Raw genomic sequence first — 18,650 nt, forward strand, 5'->3', positions numbered from 1 at the left:
GGCTATTTGATGGCTACTTGCAACCGATGGCGGTGGCAAACGACGCCATGTCGGGAAACTGGGCATCCGGCGTGGCCCTGGCGTTTGACGTGGCCCCTAGTCCGGGCCGGCGGTCGCGGCGGTTGATCCAGATGGACTCCAGGCCCAGGATGCTCGCCGGTACAAGGTCATAGAAGAGGCTCTGCGCCACGTGAAGGATCTCGTGGCGCGGCACGCCGATGCGGCCGAAGGCAACGTGAAAGTTGTTCAGCGACGGCTTGTAGCTCCTGGCTTGCTGGGCCGTGATCACATAGTCGAAGTCCACCCCGAGCTTCCGGTTCGACACGGCAAAAAGCTCGTCGTCGCAGTTGGTGATGACGGCCAGCCGGAAGCGCTGCTTCAGGCGCTGCAGCGTCGCGGCCGAGTCGGCAAATGCCGGCCAGTCGCCCACCGTATGCGAGAAGGCTTCAAGCTCTGCCGGGTTCGGCTCGAAACCGAGATCTGCGCCGATGCGCCGCAGCGTTTCGGCCAGCACTTCGCGGTAGGTCAGGTAGGGGCCGGCCTCGAGATCCGCTTCGTGCCTGACGTAGAGTTCGAGCGCCGCGTCGGCGCTCAGGCTGCAGCCGTATGCCAGCAAAATGGGAGAGAGGGCGGAGAAGAGCCCGGCCTCCCAGTCGATCAGCGTCCCATAAACGTCGAACGTCAGCACCGTCTTGTCGATGAACCTGTCCGCAAGATTGCTATCCATGGTCTGCCCTTCCTCACCCTTTGCGCTCAAGGCGTGCGTGCCTCGCGGATCGCCTTGTCCAGTATATCAAGGGCAATCCGCGCGTCGTCCAGCGACGTGTTGACAGGGGCCAGCAGCCGCACGCTGTTGCGATGCACGCCGCACTTGATCACCAGCAGGCCGCCGTCCCGGCAACGATCGATCACCCGCTGGGCAAATGCCGCGTCGGGCTGCAGCGGATCGCCATCGACAACGAATTCCATGGCAAGCATGGGTCCGACACCGCGAACAGCGCCGATCTCGGCGTAGCGGCTGGCCAGTTCGTCAATGCCGGCCCGCAGCACTTCACCCAGGGTACGGGCGCGCTCCAGCAGGTCGCTGTGCTCGAAGAGATCGAGCACGGCCAGGGCTGCCGCACAGGCAAGTGGGCTGCCGGCATAGGTGCCGCCTAGCCCGCCGGGAGCCGGTGCATCCATGATCTCCGCCCGGCCGACCACGCCGGAGAGCGGCAGGCCGCCCGCGAGGCTCTTTGCGACCGTCACGAGGTCCGGCTGGATGCCGGCCTCCTGGAACGCAAAGAGATGGCCGGTTCGGCCAAAGCCGGTCTGGATCTCGTCGGCGATCAGCACGATGCCATGCTTCGCGGTGAGCGCACGGAGCTTGTGCAGGAACTCCCTGCCGGCCGGAAGGAAACCGCCGTCTCCCTGTACAAGTTCAAGGATGATCGCCGCGACACGGTCCGGCGCGATCTGGGTGGCAAACAGATCATCCAGCGCCCGCAGGGCGTCGTCCCTGCTGATGCCGTGATAGGGGTCGGGGTAGGGCGTGTGGTAGACATCGCCCGCGAAAGGCCCGAAATTCTGTTTGTAGGGCGTGCTCATGCCGGTCAGCGTCATGCCCAGCAGCGTGCGGCCATGGAAGCCGCCGCGGAACGCGATGACACCCGGCGCATTGCGATAGGCACGCGCAATCTTGACGGCGTTCTCCACCGCTTCGGCGCCCGTGGTCAGGAATACGGTCTTGTAGGCAGCGCCTGCGCCGCCGACGAGTTTGTTCAGGCGGGCAGCCAGTTCAATATAGACGTCATAGCCGGCCACCTGAAAGGCTACGTGGCTCACGCGCTCGAGTTGGGCCTTGACGGCGGCGATGACGGCGGGGTGATTGTGTCCTACGTTGAGGACACCGATGCCACCCACAAAGTCAAGGTAGCGGCGCCCCTCGCTATCCCAGACGTGCGAGCCACTGGCGCGATCGATGAAGAGCGGGTGCGCGGTCAGCACGCCACGTGCAATGTGTTGCGTACGTGCAGCGGCTAGCGCCGGGGCTGGTCTGGTGATTGCGTCCATCTGTTCTGTCCTTGCAGGGCTGTGGGTGTTCCGTGGGTTCCGTATGGTCGGTATGGTCCGTATGGTCCGGTCCTCCGCCTTGGTCCGGAGGGTCGATACGATCTTAGGACCGGGCTTGCACCGGCACTACCTACGTCGCGTAGGAAAACGCTGCACGCATTTCGTACGCAAGCGAGGGTGGGGTTTTCACCAGTGCGTTTTCCCTCTCCTATGGGCCACGCAATGGCTTGCGCCAGCCTTCCTGCAAAAGGTAGGTAGGAATGCGCCGCGCGCTCCTATTGAATGCCAGGCAGAGCGACCCGTTCGCTCCCAGCGCCGGCCGGGATACTCAGTGGCCGGCACGCACACATGGCCAAAGGAAGGAGCAGGAAATGGATATAGCGGCAAGCATGGCGGCCTCGCCAGACGAGGCCAGAAGCCGGCGAAAGGCGATTACGGCGACCATACTCGGCAATGGCTTTGAATGGTTCGACTTCATGGTGTATGGGTTCTTCGCCATCACCATCGGTCAGCTGTTTTTCCCAACCGGAAACGAGCTGACCTCTTTGTTGTTGTCGGTCGCCACGTTCGGCGTCGGATTCGTGGTGAGGCCGATCGGCGGCGTCTTGATCGGGATGTACTCCGACCGGGTCGGCAGGAAGGCAGCACTGTCGCTGACGATTCTGCTGATGGCAGGCGGCACGGCGTTGATCGGACTCGCACCGACCTATGAACAGGTCGGGATCGCAGCGCCTGTCCTGATCATCCTTGCCCGCCTGATGCAGGGCTTCTCCGCCGGCGGCGAAATGGGCAGCGCCACTGCATTCCTGACCGAGCATGCCCCTGCTGCCCGCAAGGGCTACTACGCGAGCTGGATCCAGAGCAGCATCGGCTTTGCCGTCGTGCTGGGCGCGCTTGCCGGCACCGTGCTGACGCTCGTGCTCACCCCCGAGGAGGTCAAGGCATGGGGTTGGCGGATTCCCTTCCTGTTCGGCATCCTGATCGGCCCCATCGGCTTCTATATCCGCAACGGCGTGGACGAGACGCCTGCCTTCCTGGCCAACAAGGAGAAGGTCAAGCGGCCGTTCTCCGAGGTCATGCTCAACTATCCGCGCGAAACCTTCACCACGTTTTCCATGGTGATCCTGTGGACGGTCTGCATCTATGTGCTGCTGTTCTACATGCCGACCTATGCCGTCAAGACCCTGAAGATGCCGCAATCGATGTCCTTTATCGCTGGCGTGGTCGGCGGGCTGATCATTACCGTGCTGTCTCCGCTGGTGGGTGCCTGGTCGGATCGTATCGGACGCAAGAAGATCCTCGCCGCGAGCTCCGGTGGCATCCTGCTGCTCGCCTATCCGATGTTCGCCCTCATCGTCAGCGCGCCCACGCAGTTCAACCTGATCCTGTTCCAGGCCGCCTTCGGGGTGCTGATCGCCGGCTACACGGGCCCGATCCTGGCGGCGTTCTCGGAGATCTTCCCCTCCAAAATCCTGTCCACCGGGCTTTCGGTAGCGTACAACGTCGCCGTCATGACTTTCGGCGGCTTTGCCTCGCTGATCCTGACCTGGCTGATCGCGACCACCGGAAGCGCCATGGCGCCAGCGCTCTATGTGATTGCCGCGGCGGCCGTGAGCTTTCTTGGTGTGGTCTTCGGCTTTCGCGATCGCAGTCAGTGCACACAACAACAGTGAGGAGAATCCTATGAAACGTTATGCAATGCCGGCGGCATGCGCCGTCGCGGCGCTCTGCCTGGCAAACCAGTCGGCGCAGGCGCAGGTGCAGGAGGTGAAGCTGGGGTTTGCCGCGCCGATGACCGGCGGGCAGGCCCAGTATGGCAAGGACATGCAGAACGGCGTCGTGCTGGCGCTCGAAGACATGAACGCCACGCGGCCGCGCATCGGCGGCAAGGAGGTGCACTTCTCGCTAGCCTCGGAGGATGACCAGGCGGACCCGAGGACTGGCTCCGTGGTGGCGCAGAAGCTGGTGGACGGTGGCATCAAGGGCATGCTCGGACACTTCAACTCCGGCACCAGCATTCCCGCGTCGGCGGTCTACAGCAGGGCGGGGATTGCTCAGGTCGCCATGGCGACCGCTCCCGAGTACACGCGCCAGGGCTTCAAGACGGCGTTCCGCATGATGACCTCCGACACGCAGCAGGGTAGCGTGGTGGGTGCCTACGTTGTCAGGCAGCTCGGCGCGAAGGCCATTGCCATCGTCGATGACCGTACCGCTTATGGACAGGGCCTGGCCGATGAGTTCGAGAAGGCCGCGCGTGCCGCCGGCGGCACGATCGTGCGGCGCGAGTACACGAACGACAAGGCGGTCGACTTCAAAGCCGTGCTGACCAACCTGAAACGGCTCGCGCCGGATGTCGTGTTCTATGGCGGGGCGGAGATGCAGTCGGCGCCCCTGGCAAAACAGATGCGTGAACTCGGCATGAAATCCATGCTGGTTTCGGGGGAAATGTCGAAGACCGACAACTTCATCAAGCTCGCCGGAACAGCGGCGGAGGGCGCGCTTTGCTCGCTCGCAGGCTTGCCGCTTGAGCAGATGCCAGGTGGCAAAGCCTACAGCCAGCGCTACGAAAAGCGGTTCGGCTCGCCGGTGCAGACCTACTCGCCGTATGCGTACGATGGCGCCATGTCCCTGATGAAGGCCATGCAGGCTGCGGGCTCGGCGGAGCCGGACAAGTATCTGCCGGCGCTCGCCGCCACCTCTACGCCCGGCGTGACGTCAAAGCGCATAGCGTATGACAGCCGCGGCGACCTGCAGGAGGGCGGCATCACCATCTACAAGGTGGTTGGCGGGAAATGGCAAGCGCTCGAAAGCCTGGCCGGACGCTGACGCGGTAGTGGAGCGGGGCCGGGCCACCAGGCCTGGTCCCACGGGACATCCGCAAGACCTGCATGCCGCACGCGAATGCAGGTGAGACTCGGTTTCTTGATCCGCCGCAGCCTGGTAAGCGCGCGTGCATCGTCGCTACAGCGAAGGGTGTGCGTGAATTTTGGTGGGCTGGCGTCCCTCTTTGTTCTGTTCCCCGGGGACGCCAGTACTTTTGGGTGCCGGCGCCGTGCAAGCCGATAGGAATAGAACTTGTCAGACCGGCCGCGCGAGCCGGGCAGCCTCGGGGGCCGCGCCGGGAGCACGCAGCATGGTGATTCGCACCGACGGCAACGGTGGCGTGATTGCCTCGACCTCTTCGCGGCTGGTATCCCTGGCGATGACGATCAGGCGGGAGGTGCGGGACCCGGTCGCAATCCTGCACGGGGTGTCGAAGTGCTGGCCGACGCCCTGGATCAGCAATTGCTCGCCGCATCCGGCCACCGTCAGCAAGCCTTTGACCCGCAACAGGCGCGCTTCGAGATAGCCTGCCAGGTTTTCCAGCCATGCCGAGAATCCCGCCCATTCAAGCGGCTGCTCGCAGCCCAGCGCAAACACGTTGACGCGGGGATGGCCCGCCGTGGCTGCCATGCGCGTGTCATCCAGGCCATTGGGCAGGCACGATGCCGCAGTGGGCCCGGAAGGGCCCAGCGACAGCGCCGCTCGCGTTGCACGTTGAGGCTCGACGATGACCGTGGCCATTGGCCCCAGCGCTCTCGCGGTGGCCGCCGCGCGTTCGATGGCCGCCACGCCGGCGAGATCCAGGCGAGTTAGCACGATCGTATGGGCGGCACAAAGCTGGGCCGCCGCGAGTTCGAAATCGTCGCCCGCGGCGGCGGGCCGGTCAGCGGCGCAGGTCGCTACCACCCTGACGCGCATGGCAAGCTGCGACAGCGCGCCAAGGCTGCGCAGCACCGCGCCGGGGTGCGAGAGGCCGCTGCATTCCAGGATGATGCGGGCGAAGGGTGGTTTGCCGGCCAGTCGCCCTGTCTCTATCAACGCCTCTACGGTGTACAGCAGGTCGTTGGTCAGGCTGCAGCACACGCAGCCATTGCTGAGGGTCGCCATCGGCACGCCGGAGCGTACGGCGATGATGGCGCCGTCGATATTGACTTCGCCAACGTCATTGACGATCACTGCGGTTTGGGTGTCGTCTCCACCCGTAAGAAAATCGCTTACCAGCGTGGTCTTGCCGCTGCCAAGGAATCCGGTGAGCACGATGAAGTCAGTTGGCGCGCTCATGATTGGTGCGCCCTCGGGTTGCGCGTGGCCGGCTCGTCAGCAGCGACGCGTTGGGCCACCATCGCCTCGACGTCGTCGAGCAGTTCCTGCGTGTCGAAGGCGACGCCATCCTTGATGGTGGTGCGCAGGCAGCGCGTCCATTCGCCGCGCTGGTGCTGCTCGTTCAGGCGCAAGGCGCCGGTGCCATACAACAGCTTGAAATCGTCAAGCGGATTGCTGTCATGTATCAGGAGATCGGCGCGTTTACCTACCTCCACCGAGCCGGTATCGTCTTCGATGCCCAGCAACTCCGCGCCGTGATAAGTGGCAGCGCGCAGCACCTCATGCGGATTGAAGCCGGCTTCTTGCAGCAGTTCCAGTTCGCGGATGAAGCCAAAGCCATAGACCTGGTACATAAAGCCGGAATCGCTGCCCGCGCAGACCCGCCCGCCCCGGTTCTTGTAGTCCCGCAGCCACTGCATCCAGATCTGGAAGGACTCGCGCCACTCCACCTCGTTCTGCGTCGACCAGCGATACCAGTACGAGCCATGGCCCCCACGATGGGGCTCGAAGTACTTCGACAGGTTGGGATCGGTGAAGCGTTCGTGCCAGTCCGCGCGCCGTGCGCGCATCAGGTCGCGATTGGCGTCATAGACATTCATGGTCGGCACGAAGGTATGGCCCGCCGCGAGAAAGGTATCCAGGACCTGGTCCCACTTTGCGCTGCCGGGCTTGGCCGCTTGCAGGAAGGTCGTGCCCGCGGTGGAGAAGCGCAGGTACTCATCGTTGTAGTGATAACCCTGCGGAAACGCCTGGACGGTCCGGTCTTCGAACAGTGCCTCGGGCAGGCCGTAGAAGTGCTCCGAACTGGTCAGGCCCCATTTCGCGGTGGTCAGCGCGTTCATGCGGCTCACCGCCAGCGTAGCATGATGGCAGCAGGTACGGAGGCCGAGCTGGCGCGCTTCGTCGAGCGCCGCCTCCATGATGGCGGGCGGCGCACCAAAGAACTTGACGCCGTCGGCGCCTTTCTTGCGCAGCTTTTGCATCCATTCGCGCGCGGCCGCTGGCGTATGGATCGTCTTCAGGTAGTCGTTGATCGCGGGGAAATAGGCATAGGCGAACAGGCGAGGCGCAGCGATCCGATGTGCGGCGGCTGCCTCCTTTTGTTGCAGTGTCCACGCCAGGCCATTGAACGCCCCGGTTTCCCGCACCGACGTTACGCCGTGGGCCAGCCAGAGCTTGTACACGTAGTCGGCGCCAGGCATGGTGCCGCTTGCCGCGTGGAAGGGCGCACCGATATGCGCATGGCTGTCGACGAAGCCGGGCGTGACAAGGCGGCCTTCGCAGTCGATCTCGAACTCGCCCGGTGCCGGGCGGCGCTCCGGCTTGATGGGAAGGTGCGGCGTGCCCACGCTGACGATGTCGGCGATACGGTTGCCCTCGACGACGATATCGACGATGCCCCAGGGTGGGGCGCCCGTGCCGTCAATCAGCGTGGCGCCGCGCAGCACCATGCGGCGAAAAGGCCCAACGCCCCGGTCGCGGGCGGTCGCCGGCGCTACGCTCGGGAGGCGGTATTTTGCGAAACCGGCGACGATTTCCTCGCCGATCTCGATGGGATTGCCGGATGCATTGTCCATGGTCTGGTTGATCGTGCGGCGCAGCGCACTCGGGGGAGGATTTGGATACCTACTTTTTAGCCCTCCCGCGCGTTGGCGGACACCGACGGCACATAGCACCGGGCGCTACGGTTTTCCTCTCAAAGATAGGACGCCGCGCCGCCGAGGCTGGCCGGCGGCAGCTACGCTCGCCGTGCCGGCCGGTTGCCCAGGCCCACTGCAGCCGTGACCAGCAGGGCCCCCAGCAGGGTCGCCGGTTCGACGCGCCGGCCAAGGAAGACATGGACGAACAGGGTCGAGACCACTGGCACCGCGTAGGCGAACAAGGCGATGCGATGGGGATTTCCCTTCTTCATCGCATAGTCCCACAGGTAAAACGCCCCCCCGAGCGGCCCAAGGCTGAGGTAGCCGAGAGTCAGCCATTGCTTGAGGTCCAGCGACAGTCCAGGCTGATCCGCCGTGGCCATGGCCGACGCCCATGTCGGGGCGGGCGCCGCGTAGGTTGCCAGCGACACCACGCCGGCCGCGAGACAGTAGAGCGATACGGTGGACGTTGGCACTTCGGCGAAGCGCCTTGACCATACCGAGAAATACGCCCAGACCAGCGCCGAGACCAAGGCAAGCGTGTATCCGAGCCAGGCGCTTGCGTTGAACGCGGGCACCGCGCCAACACATGCCGCCGCGCCGGCAAAGCCCAGCAGCCCGGCCGCGACATGATGCCGGGCCAGCGCGTATCCGCCCTGCCGCCTAAGCATCAGCGGCGTGAGGACGATGATGAATAGCGGCCACAGGTAGTGCAACAGGTTGGCCGCCACCGGATCTGCCGTCTGCAAGCTCAGGAAGTAGAGCGCATGATAGCCAAGCATGGCGGCACTTCCCACCAGCAAAGGTCTGGCGCGCAAATGGCGCCAGCGCACCCAGGGCAGGCCAAGTGCGCCGCCCCCGATCAGCGCCAGCCCGGTGGTCAACAACGGGGGAAGTGCGGACAGGCTCACCACGGAAACGGCAAGCGTGCTCCAGATCAGCAAGGCGCAGATGGCCAGCGTGGTCGGCATGATGCGGTCCGCAAATGGCGCGAAGGGGCGCGGTCAGCCGGCATCCGCCTGGCTCAGGACGAATAACGGGGCGGTATAGGGAGCGAGTGCCTCGATGCGGGCGAGGGCGGCCGGGTCGATGCGCTCCTGCTCGCAAAGCAATGCCAGCGCCCCGACAGTACGCTGGCAGACGACCAGCGGGATGTTGACAAGCGTCCTTGTTCCCAGCGAGCGCAGCAGGGCGTGATCGGGAAAATAGCGAACCAGTGCGCTGCTGCCCGAGGCAACCAGGACGCGTTGCGCCTGCAGGACATGGGCCGACCATTCGCTGCCAGACAGATGCTTCCAGCCTCCCACAGGATAGGCAGACGGTACGCTGGAGAAGATGCGACGGACGTCACCGGGGTCGTCGGCGCCGCCGCTCGCATGCTTCGTGACCAGTGCCGTCATATGGCGGAAAGGAAGGGCAATCGCTGCAGCGTGCCCCCATTGCGTGAATGCTTCGTCCATCGACCGCGCCGAACGCACCGCCGCCGCGGCTTGCCCCGGCAAGTTGCCGGCAGTCGATGCCTCCCTCGCCGGATATTCGGGCGCAGCCGAATACGACCGCGTTGTGGGCGCCAGCAAGGCGGCGCCGCAAATCGTTGCAAATCCACGTCTGTCCACAGTAGTCTCCCGGTCGGCGTTGCTGGGAGACAGCTTAGAGAAGGTGCACGCCCATCACTTCCTATCGATGCAAGGAATCTGCCCGCTGGCTTTCCTATCGCTCGCAGTACCGTGAAGCGTCGCCTCCAATGCGCTCCTGGCGTAACCGTGATGCCCGTGGCGCCTCGCATTGACTACCGTTATATACATAGATATATTGCGGTCATTGGGCAACCGCCAGCCGCCACCCGGCCACCGCCGGGATCGGCAATGGCTTGCGAGCCCAGCTCCACAAGGCATTGCCGTGAACCAGTCGTTGCTGATCCTCGATGCGTTTTCGCTGTCGCCCGGCGAGCCGGCCTGCCGCGCGCTGGCCGGCGTGCTGGAAAGCGCCAACGCGGCCAGGCTGCCCAGGTTCGCGCAGTGGCTCGGGCTTGCCGAGCCCGAGTTCTGGCAGATGCTGGATCACTGCTTTCCTGGTGCAAGGGCGGCGGGGTGGGCGCCGGAGTCGGCGCCGGTCGATGCCGCCGCCTTGCCTTGCGAGTTTCCCGACCTGGTGCAGATGCTGATCGCATCTGGCAATCCCGCTCGCCCGGAAACGCGCTGGGCCGCGCACGCGCTGGCCAGCGGCTGCTTTGGCGGCTCCCATCTCTGGCACGACATGGGCTTGTCGGGCCGGCACGATGTTTCGCGCTTGCTGCAGGCGTACTTTCCCTCGCTCTATGCGGCCAACACCACGGACATGAAGTGGAGGAAGTTCTTCTACCACGAGCTATGCCGGCGGCTGGGCCTGCACCCGTGTCCCGAACCGGCCTGCGCCGGATGCGACAACTATGCGGCGTGCCATGGCGCCGAGACGGTCATTACCTGGCGCTAGATGTCGCTGGCAGAAACACCGGTGCTCCACCATGATCCGCGTGGACCGCGGCATGCTGAAGGGCCGCCTGCAGCCAGGCACCGCGATCAACTTGCTGATGGACGAGGGAGTCGCGCAGCGGATGCTGGCAGGCGGATATCGTGGTCTTCGATGCGGGCCGCGTGCGCGATGCGGCTACCTATGCGTCGCCGCAACAGGCGGCGGAGGGCATTGGCTGCGTGACCGTGAATGGCGCGGGCAGGGCGGGTGATCGCGCGCCAGCACTGAGTGCGAGGGAGGCCGGGGACCTGTGTCTCCGGCCTTCCCACCGGCTTAGGGCCGCGAGGGATAGATGCCCTCAGTGCAGATCATGTACGTCAGGCCGTTGGGCGTGACGGACGCAAGATTCGGCAGCGCAAAGTTGGTCGTGCCATTACCGCCAAATGAAGTCCCCAGCAGGGAGAACAGCGCGGTGTACTGCTGGATCGGCAACAGCCGGCCATCGGCCGGCATGCCTTGCCCGAAGGTCGTGGCGGTTAGCCACACGCTCCCCATCGTGCATTGGACGCCGGTGCCGCCGCCTGCCGCGTTCCCGCTTTGTCCCAGTCCCGCGTTGCCGCCGGTCGCGCCCGTGGCACCGGTGGCTCCCATGGCTCCCGTCACGCCCGTGGCCCCGGTAGCGCCTGTTGCCCCCGTAGCGCCGATGGGGCCCGATACGCCTTGCGCGCCCGTCGCGCCAGTGGCGCCGGTGTTGCCAGTCGCACCCGTGGGGCCCGTGACACCCGTACTGCCCTGTGCGCCAGTGGCTCCTGTCGGGCCTTGCATGCCGGTGGCGCCAGTGGCGCCGGTCATGCCAGTAACCCCCGTCACGCCTTGTGCGCCCGTGGCGCCGGTCGCCCCCGTCGGTCCCGTCACGCCTTGTGCACCCGTGGCGCCGGTCGCGCCCGTAGCGCCATTGCTTCCATCAGCACCTTGCGGACCCTGAGCGCCCGTTGCTCCGGCAGGTCCGGTAGCCCCGACAGCGCCTGTTGCGCCGGTCGCGCCTGCCACACCCGTGGCGCCAGTCGTGCCCGTTGCCCCTGCCGGGCCCACATCGCCCTTGGCCAGTTCCTGCGCCACCGTGGTCAACGTGGCGTTGTTGGCCTTCAGGCGCACGATCAGCGCTTCGAGCCTGTCGTCGTAGGCGTCGCCGGCTTGCGGCTGGAACACCTGGTTGAGCAGGTTGAGTGTGTCCACCGTCACGCCCAGGTTGGCCAGGCGTTGCTTGGTCAGTGCGAGGGCGGTAGGCAGGCGATTGTTCGCGGCGCTGGCAGAGGTGGCGGAGAACGTGTTGAAGAAGGCTTCGGTGTCCGGGTTCTCGGTGGCGCTAGCCACCACCAGCTCGGTGATCGGCGTGATGTTGGTGACGCCGGGGCCGAGGATCAGCGTGTGCAGTACGCCGTTCGGGCCGGTCACGCGCGCCGCGCACGGCAGCACCAGGCCGGCGGTGGTGACCGACCAGGCGCCGGTGGCGGAGGTGGTGACGGAGGCCGTGCCGGCCACGCATTTCAGCTCCACGGTGGCGTTGGCGATCGGCGCGCCGGTGGCCGCCACGCCGGAGATCGAGGCCGGGGTCACCGTTACCGGGGCGCTGCCAGACGATTGCGCGCTGTCGTTGCCGCCGCCGCATGCGGTGAGCAGCGATGCCGCTGCCATGGACAGATAGAGAGTCCGCTTCTTTGCTTGCTTCATGATTTCGCTTAAATTCCCAAGACTTGTTATCCGCTTGCACACGTCTCGATTGGTATCGAGGTGTACTTTTCTTTATGTATTGGGAGCGCCCGCCGGGCGCAGCCGGCAGCATTTTATCGACGGTTGTCCACGAGGCGGCAAAGTCTTCAGCCGTTTCGCTGGCAGACTTGCATGTCGTTGCCAAAACCCAACGAAGCCGGCGACGCGCCGGCAAGGCGCAGGCGCAATGGCCCGCTACAGCATCGCCGAATGCAGATGGTGCGGATCGTCCAGCGTATCCGCCACGATCTGCAGCGATTCCTCCATCTCGTCGCGCTCGCCCGGCCCGCCCAGGCAGAGACGGATCGCATCCGGCGGATTGCCATCGGTGGAAAACGCCGCGCTCGACACCGCGCCGATGCTGCGCGAGCGCAGATGCAGCGCCAGCTCCGAGGGGCGCCAGCCGCTTTCCGGGGGGATCGGCAGCCAGAGATGGAAGCCTTCCGGGTCGGCGTCGTACGGCCGTCCCGCCAGGACATCGCGGGCCAGGATTTGGCGGGCCACGCACTCGGCGCGAATGGCCTTGAGCATGTCTTCCGCCGTGCCGTCCTTGATCCACGACGTGGCCAGCAGCGTATTGAACGGGCTCGCCATGACGGTTGTGGCGCGCAGGGTGCCGGCCAGACGCTGGGTCTGGCGCGCGGTGGGGCCGTTGATAAAGGCAATGCGCAATCCGGCGCCGAAGCATTTCGACAGGCCGGTGACGTAGTAGGTGAGTTCTGGCGCGAGCGTGGCCAGGGCATCGGGCGTGCGCTGCGGCAGCATGCCGTAGGCATCGTCCTCGATGATCGGCACGCTGTAGCGCAGGGCGATATCCGCCAGGATTTCGCGCCGTCCCTGGGGCATCGTTTTGGTGCTGGGGTTCTGCAGCGTGGGATTGCAGTACAGCGCGCTGGGCTTTTGCGTCTTGCATAGCGTCTCAAACGCGGGGCCGAGGGGGCCTTCCTCATCGCCGGGCAGGGCTTGCAATTGCACGCCGAGCTGCGTGGCGATGGCCTTGATGCCGGGGTAGGCGAGCGTATCCAGGCAGATCGTCTGCCCGGGCCGGGCCAGCAGCGATACCAGCGCCACCAGCGCGCTGTGAATGCCCGGGCAGATCAGCACGGTATCCGCGCGGCAGGCGGGCACATAGCGTTTCAGCCATTCGGTCGCTACGGCGCGATCTGCCGGCGTGCCGCCGAAATCCTGGTAGCGCAGCAGGTCGTAGGGATCCGTCGTGCTCATCAGGCGTGCTGCCGACTCGCGCAGCCTCACGGTCAGCGCCGGCGGCTCGGGCGGGTTGTTCATGGTCATTTCGGCACCCGTGCCCGCGCGCAGCGGCAGCGCCGGCGCACGCCCGCGCACAAAGGTGCCGCTGCCGGCCTTGGCGTCGATCAGCCCGCGCTTGCGGGCTTCCGCGTAGGCGCGCGCCACGGTGGTGTAGTTGAGCTGCAGCGCATCGGCCAGGTCGCGCAGCGCCGGGAGGCGGTCGCGTGCTTGCAGGCGGCCGCTTGCCAGGTCTTCCTCGATCAGGTCGGGGATCATCAGGTAAGCGGGTTTGGCGCTCTCGGAGAGGCGTTTGAGCCAATGGCTGGCAAGTCCGGACAAGGCGGGCTCCTGGCGTTCGGTGCGGTTTCATCAGACGTTTCAGGCTACCACAATGATCGGTTTTTGCGATCCAATTGATCGCATAATTAATTGCGCAATGATGGTGCGTGATGACGGAATTGCACCGCTTGCGGGCGCATTCGCCCTGCTGGCGTGTTCCGTCGCAGTGCATGGCCTCCAAACGCCTGTATCGGCAAACGCACAAGCGTTTCGCGCACATTTCGCCATCCGGAAAATCAGCGATGCGATCAATGAGCGATTCGCTGCTTGATCGGCAATTGATCGCATGGGCGGGCGTGGCAGATGGCATGTCCCATGCTCAAGGAGTGGTGTCGGCCCAGCGCCGATCGATCGACTGATCCACCAACCCTATGGAGTGCAACATGCCCGCAGTCAACAAACCGGCCCACAAGAAAGGCGACTTCCTGGTCGACTACGAAGAGAAGGTATTCGAGGACGTCAAGGCAGAACCGGGCGAGAAGGCCCTGGTCACCTTCCACACCGTGGCCTTCGAAGGCTCGATCGGCTTCGTCAACCTGTTGCAGGCCACGCGCCTGCAACGCAAGGGCTTCGAGACCTCCATCCTGCTGTATGGCCCGGGCGTGACGCTTGGCCTGCAGCGCGGTTTTCCCACGCTGGGCGACGAAGCCTTCGCCGGCCATCTCAACTTCAACAAGCAGATCACCAAGTTCATGGAAGAGGGCGGCAAGGTCTACGCCTGCCGCTTCGCGCTGCAGGCGCTCTATGGCCATGGCGAAGCGTCGCTGATCGAAGGGATCCGCCCGATCAGCCCGCTCGACGTGCTGGACCTGAAGCTGATCCACCGCAAAGAGAACGCGCTGATCCTGGATACCTGGACGGTTTAACGCTTCGGTTTAACGCTTAGGTTTAACGCTTCAACGCTTAGAAAAAGGGCGGGCATCACCATGTCACAGAAACGCATTGTGCGCGCGGCTGCGGTCCAGATCTCACCGGACCTCGAGCACGGCGAAGGCACCCTCGCCAAAGTCTGCGAGGCCATCGACCGCGCGGCGCGGGAAGGCGTGCAGCTGATCGTCTTTCCGGAAACCTTCCTGCCGTACTACCCGTACTTCTCCTTCGTACGGCCGCCCGTGCAATCCGGCAGCGACCACATGCGCCTGTACGAGCAGGCGGTGGTGGTGCCCGGCCCCGTCACCCATGCCGTGTCCGAGCGCGCGCGCCGGCACGCCATGGTGGTGGTGCTCGGCGTCAACGAGCGCGACCACGGCAGTCTCTACAACACGCAGCTCATCTTCGATACCGACGGCCGCCTGGTGCTCAAGCGCCGCAAGATCACGCCGACGTTCCATGAACGCATGATCTGGGGCCAGGGCGACGCGGCCGGCCTGAAGGTGGCCGATACCGCCATCGGCCGCGTGGGCGCGCTGGCTTGCTGGGAGCACTACAACCCGCTGGCCCGCTACGCGCTGATGACCCAGCACGAGGAAATCCATTGCAGCCAGTTTCCCGGCTCGCTGGTGGGCCCCATTTTTGCCGACCAGATCGAAGTCACCATTCGGCATCACGCGCTGGAATCCGGCTGCTTCGTGGTGAACGCCACCGGCTGGCTGACCGACGAGCAGATCGCCTCGGTGACCACCGACCCCGCCTTGCAAAAGGCGCTGCGCGGGGGCTGCAACACCGCCATCGTGTCTCCGGAGGGCCAGCACCTGGCGCCGCCGCTGCGCGAGGGCGAGGGCATGGTGATCGCGGACCTGGACATGTCGCTCATCACCAAGCGCAAGCGAATGATGGATTCGGTGGGGCACTACGCCCGGCCCGAATTGCTCAGCCTTGCCATCAACGACCGGCCGGCGGCGACAGCATCGCCCATGGCCACCGCATTCTCCAACTACCACGGGAGCACCCACCATGAACTCCAGCGAGATGACGCCGGCCTCGAGCCGGTTGTCGGTAACTGAACTTCGGACCGAGCTGCAATCGGTGGGGCTGCGCCTGCTGGACCCGGCGGCGGGCGCCGCCAGCCGGCGCGGCGGCGCGGGCCCGTCGGACCACAAGGCGGTGACCGTGGACGGCGTGACCATCATGGTGCCGGTGCATACCAACACCGCCTGGCATTCGCCGTACGTGGCGTCGTCGCCGGATGGCAAGGGCACCAGCGCGCTGATGCGCGGCACGATCCCGATTGCGAACATCAGCTTTCCAAAGGCGCCGCGCTTCTATGCCCTGCAGACGATGGAAGGCGTGCCGTATTCGCACATCGCCACGCTGCACAGCGCGGACGTGCTGGCTACCACGGTGCTGCAAACCTGCATCCGCTACGAGAGCCGGCGCAAGACCTGCAAGTTCTGCGCGATCGGGCAATCGCTCGCGGCGGGGCGCACCATTGCGCGCAAGACACCGGAGCAACTGGCTGAAGTGGCGCGCGCCGCGGTGCTGCTGGACGGCGTCAAGCATATGGTGCTGACCACCGGCACGCCGCCCACGCCGGACCGTGGTGCCCGCATCCTCTGCGAAAGCGCCTTCGCCATCAAGGCCGCGGTGGACCTGCCCATCCAGGCGCAATGCGAGCCACCGGACGATGACCGCTGGTTCGACCGCATGAAGGCCTCGGGCATCGACACGCTGGGCATGCACCTGGAAGTGGTCACGCCGGCCCTGCGTGAGCGGATCATGCCGGGCAAGGCGGCGGTGCCGATCAGCCGTTATATGGAAGCCTTCAAGGCCGCGGTTGCCGTGTTCGGCCGGGGGCAGGTGAGCACGTATATCCTCGCCGGCCTCGGTGACAGCGCTGAGACCATCCTGTCGATCTCGAAGGAACTGGTCGAGCTTGGCGTCTACCCCTTCGTGGTGCCCTTCGTGCCCATTACCGGCACGCCGCTGGAGGACCATCCGGCGCCGCCGCCTGAATTCATGAAGTCCATCCTCAAGCCGCTCGGCGCCATGATCAGCGCGGCGGGCATGCGCTCGGCGGATATCAAGGCGGGCTGCGGCAAGTGCGGCGCTTGCTCCTCGCTGTCTTCGTATGAAGAGGTGGCGGCATGAGCGACGATCTCTGTGTGGAAGTGCCCGTGGCCACCACGTTCCGCATCCGCTGGGCCGGGGCGCAGTGGGAGGAGGACGAGGCCATGGCGCTGCGCCGGGCGGTGTTCTGCCATGAGCAAGGCATCTTCGTTGGGGACGACCGCGACGAGATCGATGAGATGGACGAGATGGACGGCAGGGCGCAGTTGCTGGTGGCGGTGAAGTGCCAGGCGGACGAGCCCGAGATGGTGGTCGGCACCGTGCGCATCCACGAAACCGAGCCTGGCGTGTGGTTTGGCTCCCGGCTTGCCGTGCACGCCGCGTACCGCAGCCACGGCAAGATCGGCGCGACGCTGATCAAGCTGGCGGTGAGCAGCGCGAACGGGCTGGGCTGCACCCGGTTCCTCGCCCACGTGCAGAGCCAGAATGTGCCGCTGTTCCGCCGCTTGCATTGGCATGCGCTGGCCGAGGAAACGCTGCTCGGCCGCCCGCACCACCTGATGCAGGCGGACCTGGACTTCTACCCGGCGTGCCTGACGCCGCGCGTCGGCTTGTCGACGCTGGGCAGGAGCGGGACATGAACGTCGCGCAGATTGTGCAAAGCCTGCGCGCCAGCCGCGGCTTTGGCCACAAGACCGACATTGCCGGCGTGCTGTCGTCGCTGGGCAATGCGCTGCCGGGCGGCATGCGCGATCTCGGGCAGGCGGTGGCGGTGGGCGACGATTGCTCCGCCATTGCCGACCATGATGGCTACCTGCTGTTTGCGATCGAAGGCATGGTCCGGGATTTCATCGATGCCAAGCCTTGGTTCGCGGGCTATAGCGCGGTGATGGTCAATGTCAGCGACATCTATGCCATGGGTGGCCGCCCGCTGGCCGTGGTGGACGCCATCTGGAGCCACGGCGTGGCCGACGCCGCCGAAGTGCTCAAGGGCATGGCGGCGGCCTCCGCGGCCTATGGCGTGCCCATCGTTGGGGGGCACAGCAATGCCCGCAGTGATCACGCCCAGCTTGCGGTGGCCATTGTCGGTCGGGCGCGCCGATTGCTATCGAGCTTCGCTGCGCGTCCGGGTGACCGGCTTCTGATGGCGGTCGATTTGCGCGGCGCCTTTGCCGAGCCGTACCCATACTGGAACGCCTCCACCGAGGCGCCGCCCGCGCGGCTGCGGGCCGATCTCGAACTGCTGCCCGCGCTGGCCGAGGACGGCCTGTGCGCCGCGGCCAAGGACATCAGCATGGCCGGCACGCTGGGCACGGCGCTGATGCTGCTGGAATGCTCCGGCGTGGGCGCGCGGATCGACCTGGACCGTATCCCGGCGCCCGCGGGCGTGCCCGTGGAGCGCTGGCTTTCCGCGTTTCCCAGCTATGGCTTCCTTCTGGCGGTGCGCGAGGCGGACGTGGAGCGCGTTACCGCACGCTTTGGCGCGCGGGACATTGCTTGCGCGCAGATCGGCGTGATCGACGACTCGCGTCGGGTCATGGTCGGCGCGGGCGGGGAGAGCGCTTTGCTGTGGGATTTCGCGCACGACGCCTTCATCGTTCCGCGGGCTGAGTGTCCAGCGCGGGACGCCACCCACATCGATGCCTGAGGAGCCTTCATGCCAGTCACCCATTTCCGCATACGTTGGCCCGACCAGAGCGAGGCCACCTGTTACTCCCCGTCTTCGGTGATCACGGAGTTCTTTGTCCCGGGGCAGGACTACACGCTGGACGAGTTCCTGGAGATCGCCAGGCGCGCGCTGGGCAGCGCCTCGGAGCGCGTCAGGGCCAAGTATGGCTATGCCTGCTCTTCTGCCATGGACCAGCTTGAACAGATCGAGACAAGCGCCGCGCGTTTTTGTGCGCAGCCGGACGCCACGGTGCGCGTGCTTGGCTTTGGGCGGTAGGTACTTTCGCACCACTGGTTTGCTCCCCTCTCCCACGCAGTGGGAGAGGGGCCGGGGGAGAGGGTGGGCGCTAGCTCGGAGTGAGAGCCTTCGCCGCTGCCACCGCCCGGCCG

General features: G+C 65.6%; 19 protein-coding genes. 11 read left to right on the top strand and 8 right to left on the bottom strand.

Annotated elements, in window-relative coordinates; all coding sequences use genetic code 11:
• Positions 1-13: 13 nt before the first annotated feature.
• Positions 14-727, bottom strand: coding sequence for a haloacid dehalogenase type II (locus ACYP5B_RS38765; RefSeq protein WP_459573122.1), 714 nt, complete (start codon positions 725-727; stop codon positions 14-16).
• 26 nt (positions 728-753) lie between these two features.
• Positions 754-2,052, bottom strand: a complete 1,299-nt coding sequence (locus ACYP5B_RS38770; protein WP_459573123.1) for an aspartate aminotransferase family protein — start codon at positions 2,050-2,052, stop codon at positions 754-756.
• A 371-nt stretch (positions 2,053-2,423) separates the two neighbouring features.
• On the opposite strand from ACYP5B_RS38770, the gene ACYP5B_RS38775 reads away from it, so the two are divergent.
• Positions 2,424-3,725 carry an MFS transporter gene (locus ACYP5B_RS38775; RefSeq protein ID WP_400096327.1) on the top strand — a complete coding sequence of 434 codons (1,302 nt, stop codon included), beginning with the start codon at positions 2,424-2,426 and terminating at the stop codon, positions 3,723-3,725.
• A gap of 10 nt (positions 3,726-3,735) precedes the next feature.
• Positions 3,736-4,878 carry a branched-chain amino acid ABC transporter substrate-binding protein gene (locus ACYP5B_RS38780; protein WP_459573124.1) on the top strand — a complete coding sequence of 381 codons (1,143 nt, stop codon included), beginning with the start codon at positions 3,736-3,738 and terminating at the stop codon, positions 4,876-4,878.
• A 252-nt stretch (positions 4,879-5,130) separates the two neighbouring features.
• Here ACYP5B_RS38780 and ACYP5B_RS38785 read toward each other — a convergent pair whose 3' ends face one another.
• From ACYP5B_RS38785 to ACYP5B_RS38800, 4 genes are all read right to left on the bottom strand, one after another.
• A complete protein-coding gene (locus ACYP5B_RS38785) occupies positions 5,131-6,156 on the bottom strand; it encodes a CobW family GTP-binding protein (protein WP_459573125.1) in 1,026 nt (341 codons plus the stop codon).
• On the bottom strand, positions 6,153-7,775 hold the full coding sequence (locus tag ACYP5B_RS38790; protein ID WP_459573126.1) for an amidohydrolase family protein: 1,623 nt from the start codon (positions 7,773-7,775) through the stop codon (positions 6,153-6,155). Before ACYP5B_RS38790 ends, ACYP5B_RS38785 begins: the two co-directional genes overlap by 4 nt.
• A gap of 161 nt (positions 7,776-7,936) precedes the next feature.
• Complete coding sequence (locus ACYP5B_RS38795; protein WP_459573127.1) at positions 7,937-8,809, bottom strand: DMT family transporter; 873 nt, start codon at positions 8,807-8,809, stop codon at positions 7,937-7,939.
• Positions 8,810-8,842: 33 nt separating this feature from the next.
• Entirely contained in the window at positions 8,843-9,298 is a 456-nt protein-coding gene (locus ACYP5B_RS38800; RefSeq protein WP_459573128.1) for a GAF domain-containing protein, read from the bottom strand.
• A 439-nt stretch (positions 9,299-9,737) separates the two neighbouring features.
• Between ACYP5B_RS38800 and ACYP5B_RS38805 the strand changes: the two genes are divergently transcribed.
• Both ACYP5B_RS38805 and ACYP5B_RS38810 read left to right on the top strand, forming a co-directional pair.
• Positions 9,738-10,310 carry a nitrogen fixation protein NifQ gene (locus ACYP5B_RS38805; protein ID WP_459573129.1) on the top strand — a complete coding sequence of 191 codons (573 nt, stop codon included), beginning with the start codon at positions 9,738-9,740 and terminating at the stop codon, positions 10,308-10,310.
• A gap of 31 nt (positions 10,311-10,341) precedes the next feature.
• The gene (locus ACYP5B_RS38810) at positions 10,342-10,560 is read left to right on the top strand and encodes a hypothetical protein (RefSeq protein WP_459573130.1); all 219 of its coding nucleotides are present in this window, start codon (positions 10,342-10,344) and stop codon (positions 10,558-10,560) included.
• A gap of 62 nt (positions 10,561-10,622) precedes the next feature.
• Here ACYP5B_RS38810 and ACYP5B_RS38815 read toward each other — a convergent pair whose 3' ends face one another.
• Together ACYP5B_RS38815 and ACYP5B_RS38820 are read right to left on the bottom strand one after the other, a co-directional pair.
• Positions 10,623-12,020 carry a tail fiber protein gene (locus tag ACYP5B_RS38815; protein ID WP_459573131.1) on the bottom strand — a complete coding sequence of 466 codons (1,398 nt, stop codon included), beginning with the start codon at positions 12,018-12,020 and terminating at the stop codon, positions 10,623-10,625.
• A 234-nt stretch (positions 12,021-12,254) separates the two neighbouring features.
• Positions 12,255-13,646 carry an aminotransferase-like domain-containing protein gene (locus ACYP5B_RS38820; RefSeq protein ID WP_459573132.1) on the bottom strand — a complete coding sequence of 464 codons (1,392 nt, stop codon included), beginning with the start codon at positions 13,644-13,646 and terminating at the stop codon, positions 12,255-12,257.
• Between ACYP5B_RS38820 and ACYP5B_RS38825 the strand changes: the two genes are divergently transcribed.
• The 7 genes from ACYP5B_RS38825 (at position 13,618) to ACYP5B_RS38855 (ending at position 18,537) form a co-directional block, all read left to right on the top strand.
• Positions 13,618-13,917, top strand: coding sequence for a hypothetical protein (locus tag ACYP5B_RS38825; RefSeq protein ID WP_459573133.1), 300 nt, complete (start codon positions 13,618-13,620; stop codon positions 13,915-13,917). The genes ACYP5B_RS38820 and ACYP5B_RS38825 overlap by 29 nt on opposite strands.
• A 112-nt stretch (positions 13,918-14,029) precedes the next feature.
• The gene (locus ACYP5B_RS38830; protein WP_035811662.1) at positions 14,030-14,512 is read left to right on the top strand and encodes an MSMEG_0572/Sll0783 family nitrogen starvation response protein; all 483 of its coding nucleotides are present in this window, start codon (positions 14,030-14,032) and stop codon (positions 14,510-14,512) included.
• A gap of 60 nt (positions 14,513-14,572) precedes the next feature.
• The gene (locus ACYP5B_RS38835) at positions 14,573-15,589 is read left to right on the top strand and encodes a Nit6803 family nitrilase (protein WP_459573134.1); all 1,017 of its coding nucleotides are present in this window, start codon (positions 14,573-14,575) and stop codon (positions 15,587-15,589) included.
• On the top strand, positions 15,540-16,673 hold the full coding sequence (locus ACYP5B_RS38840; protein WP_459573136.1) for an MSMEG_0568 family radical SAM protein: 1,134 nt from the start codon (positions 15,540-15,542) through the stop codon (positions 16,671-16,673). Before ACYP5B_RS38835 ends, ACYP5B_RS38840 begins: the two co-directional genes overlap by 50 nt.
• A complete protein-coding gene (locus tag ACYP5B_RS38845; RefSeq protein WP_459573137.1) occupies positions 16,670-17,233 on the top strand; it encodes an MSMEG_0567/Sll0786 family nitrogen starvation N-acetyltransferase in 564 nt (187 codons plus the stop codon). The genes ACYP5B_RS38840 and ACYP5B_RS38845 overlap by 4 nt, the downstream gene beginning before the upstream one ends.
• A complete protein-coding gene (locus ACYP5B_RS38850; RefSeq protein WP_459573138.1) occupies positions 17,230-18,240 on the top strand; it encodes a sll0787 family AIR synthase-like protein in 1,011 nt (336 codons plus the stop codon). The genes ACYP5B_RS38845 and ACYP5B_RS38850 overlap by 4 nt, the downstream gene beginning before the upstream one ends.
• A 9-nt stretch (positions 18,241-18,249) precedes the next feature.
• Entirely contained in the window at positions 18,250-18,537 is a 288-nt protein-coding gene (locus ACYP5B_RS38855; protein ID WP_318235083.1) for an MSMEG_0570 family nitrogen starvation response protein, read from the top strand.
• Positions 18,538-18,650 lie beyond the last annotated feature (113 nt).

It is taken from the genome of Cupriavidus sp. 8B, from assembly GCF_054589115.1.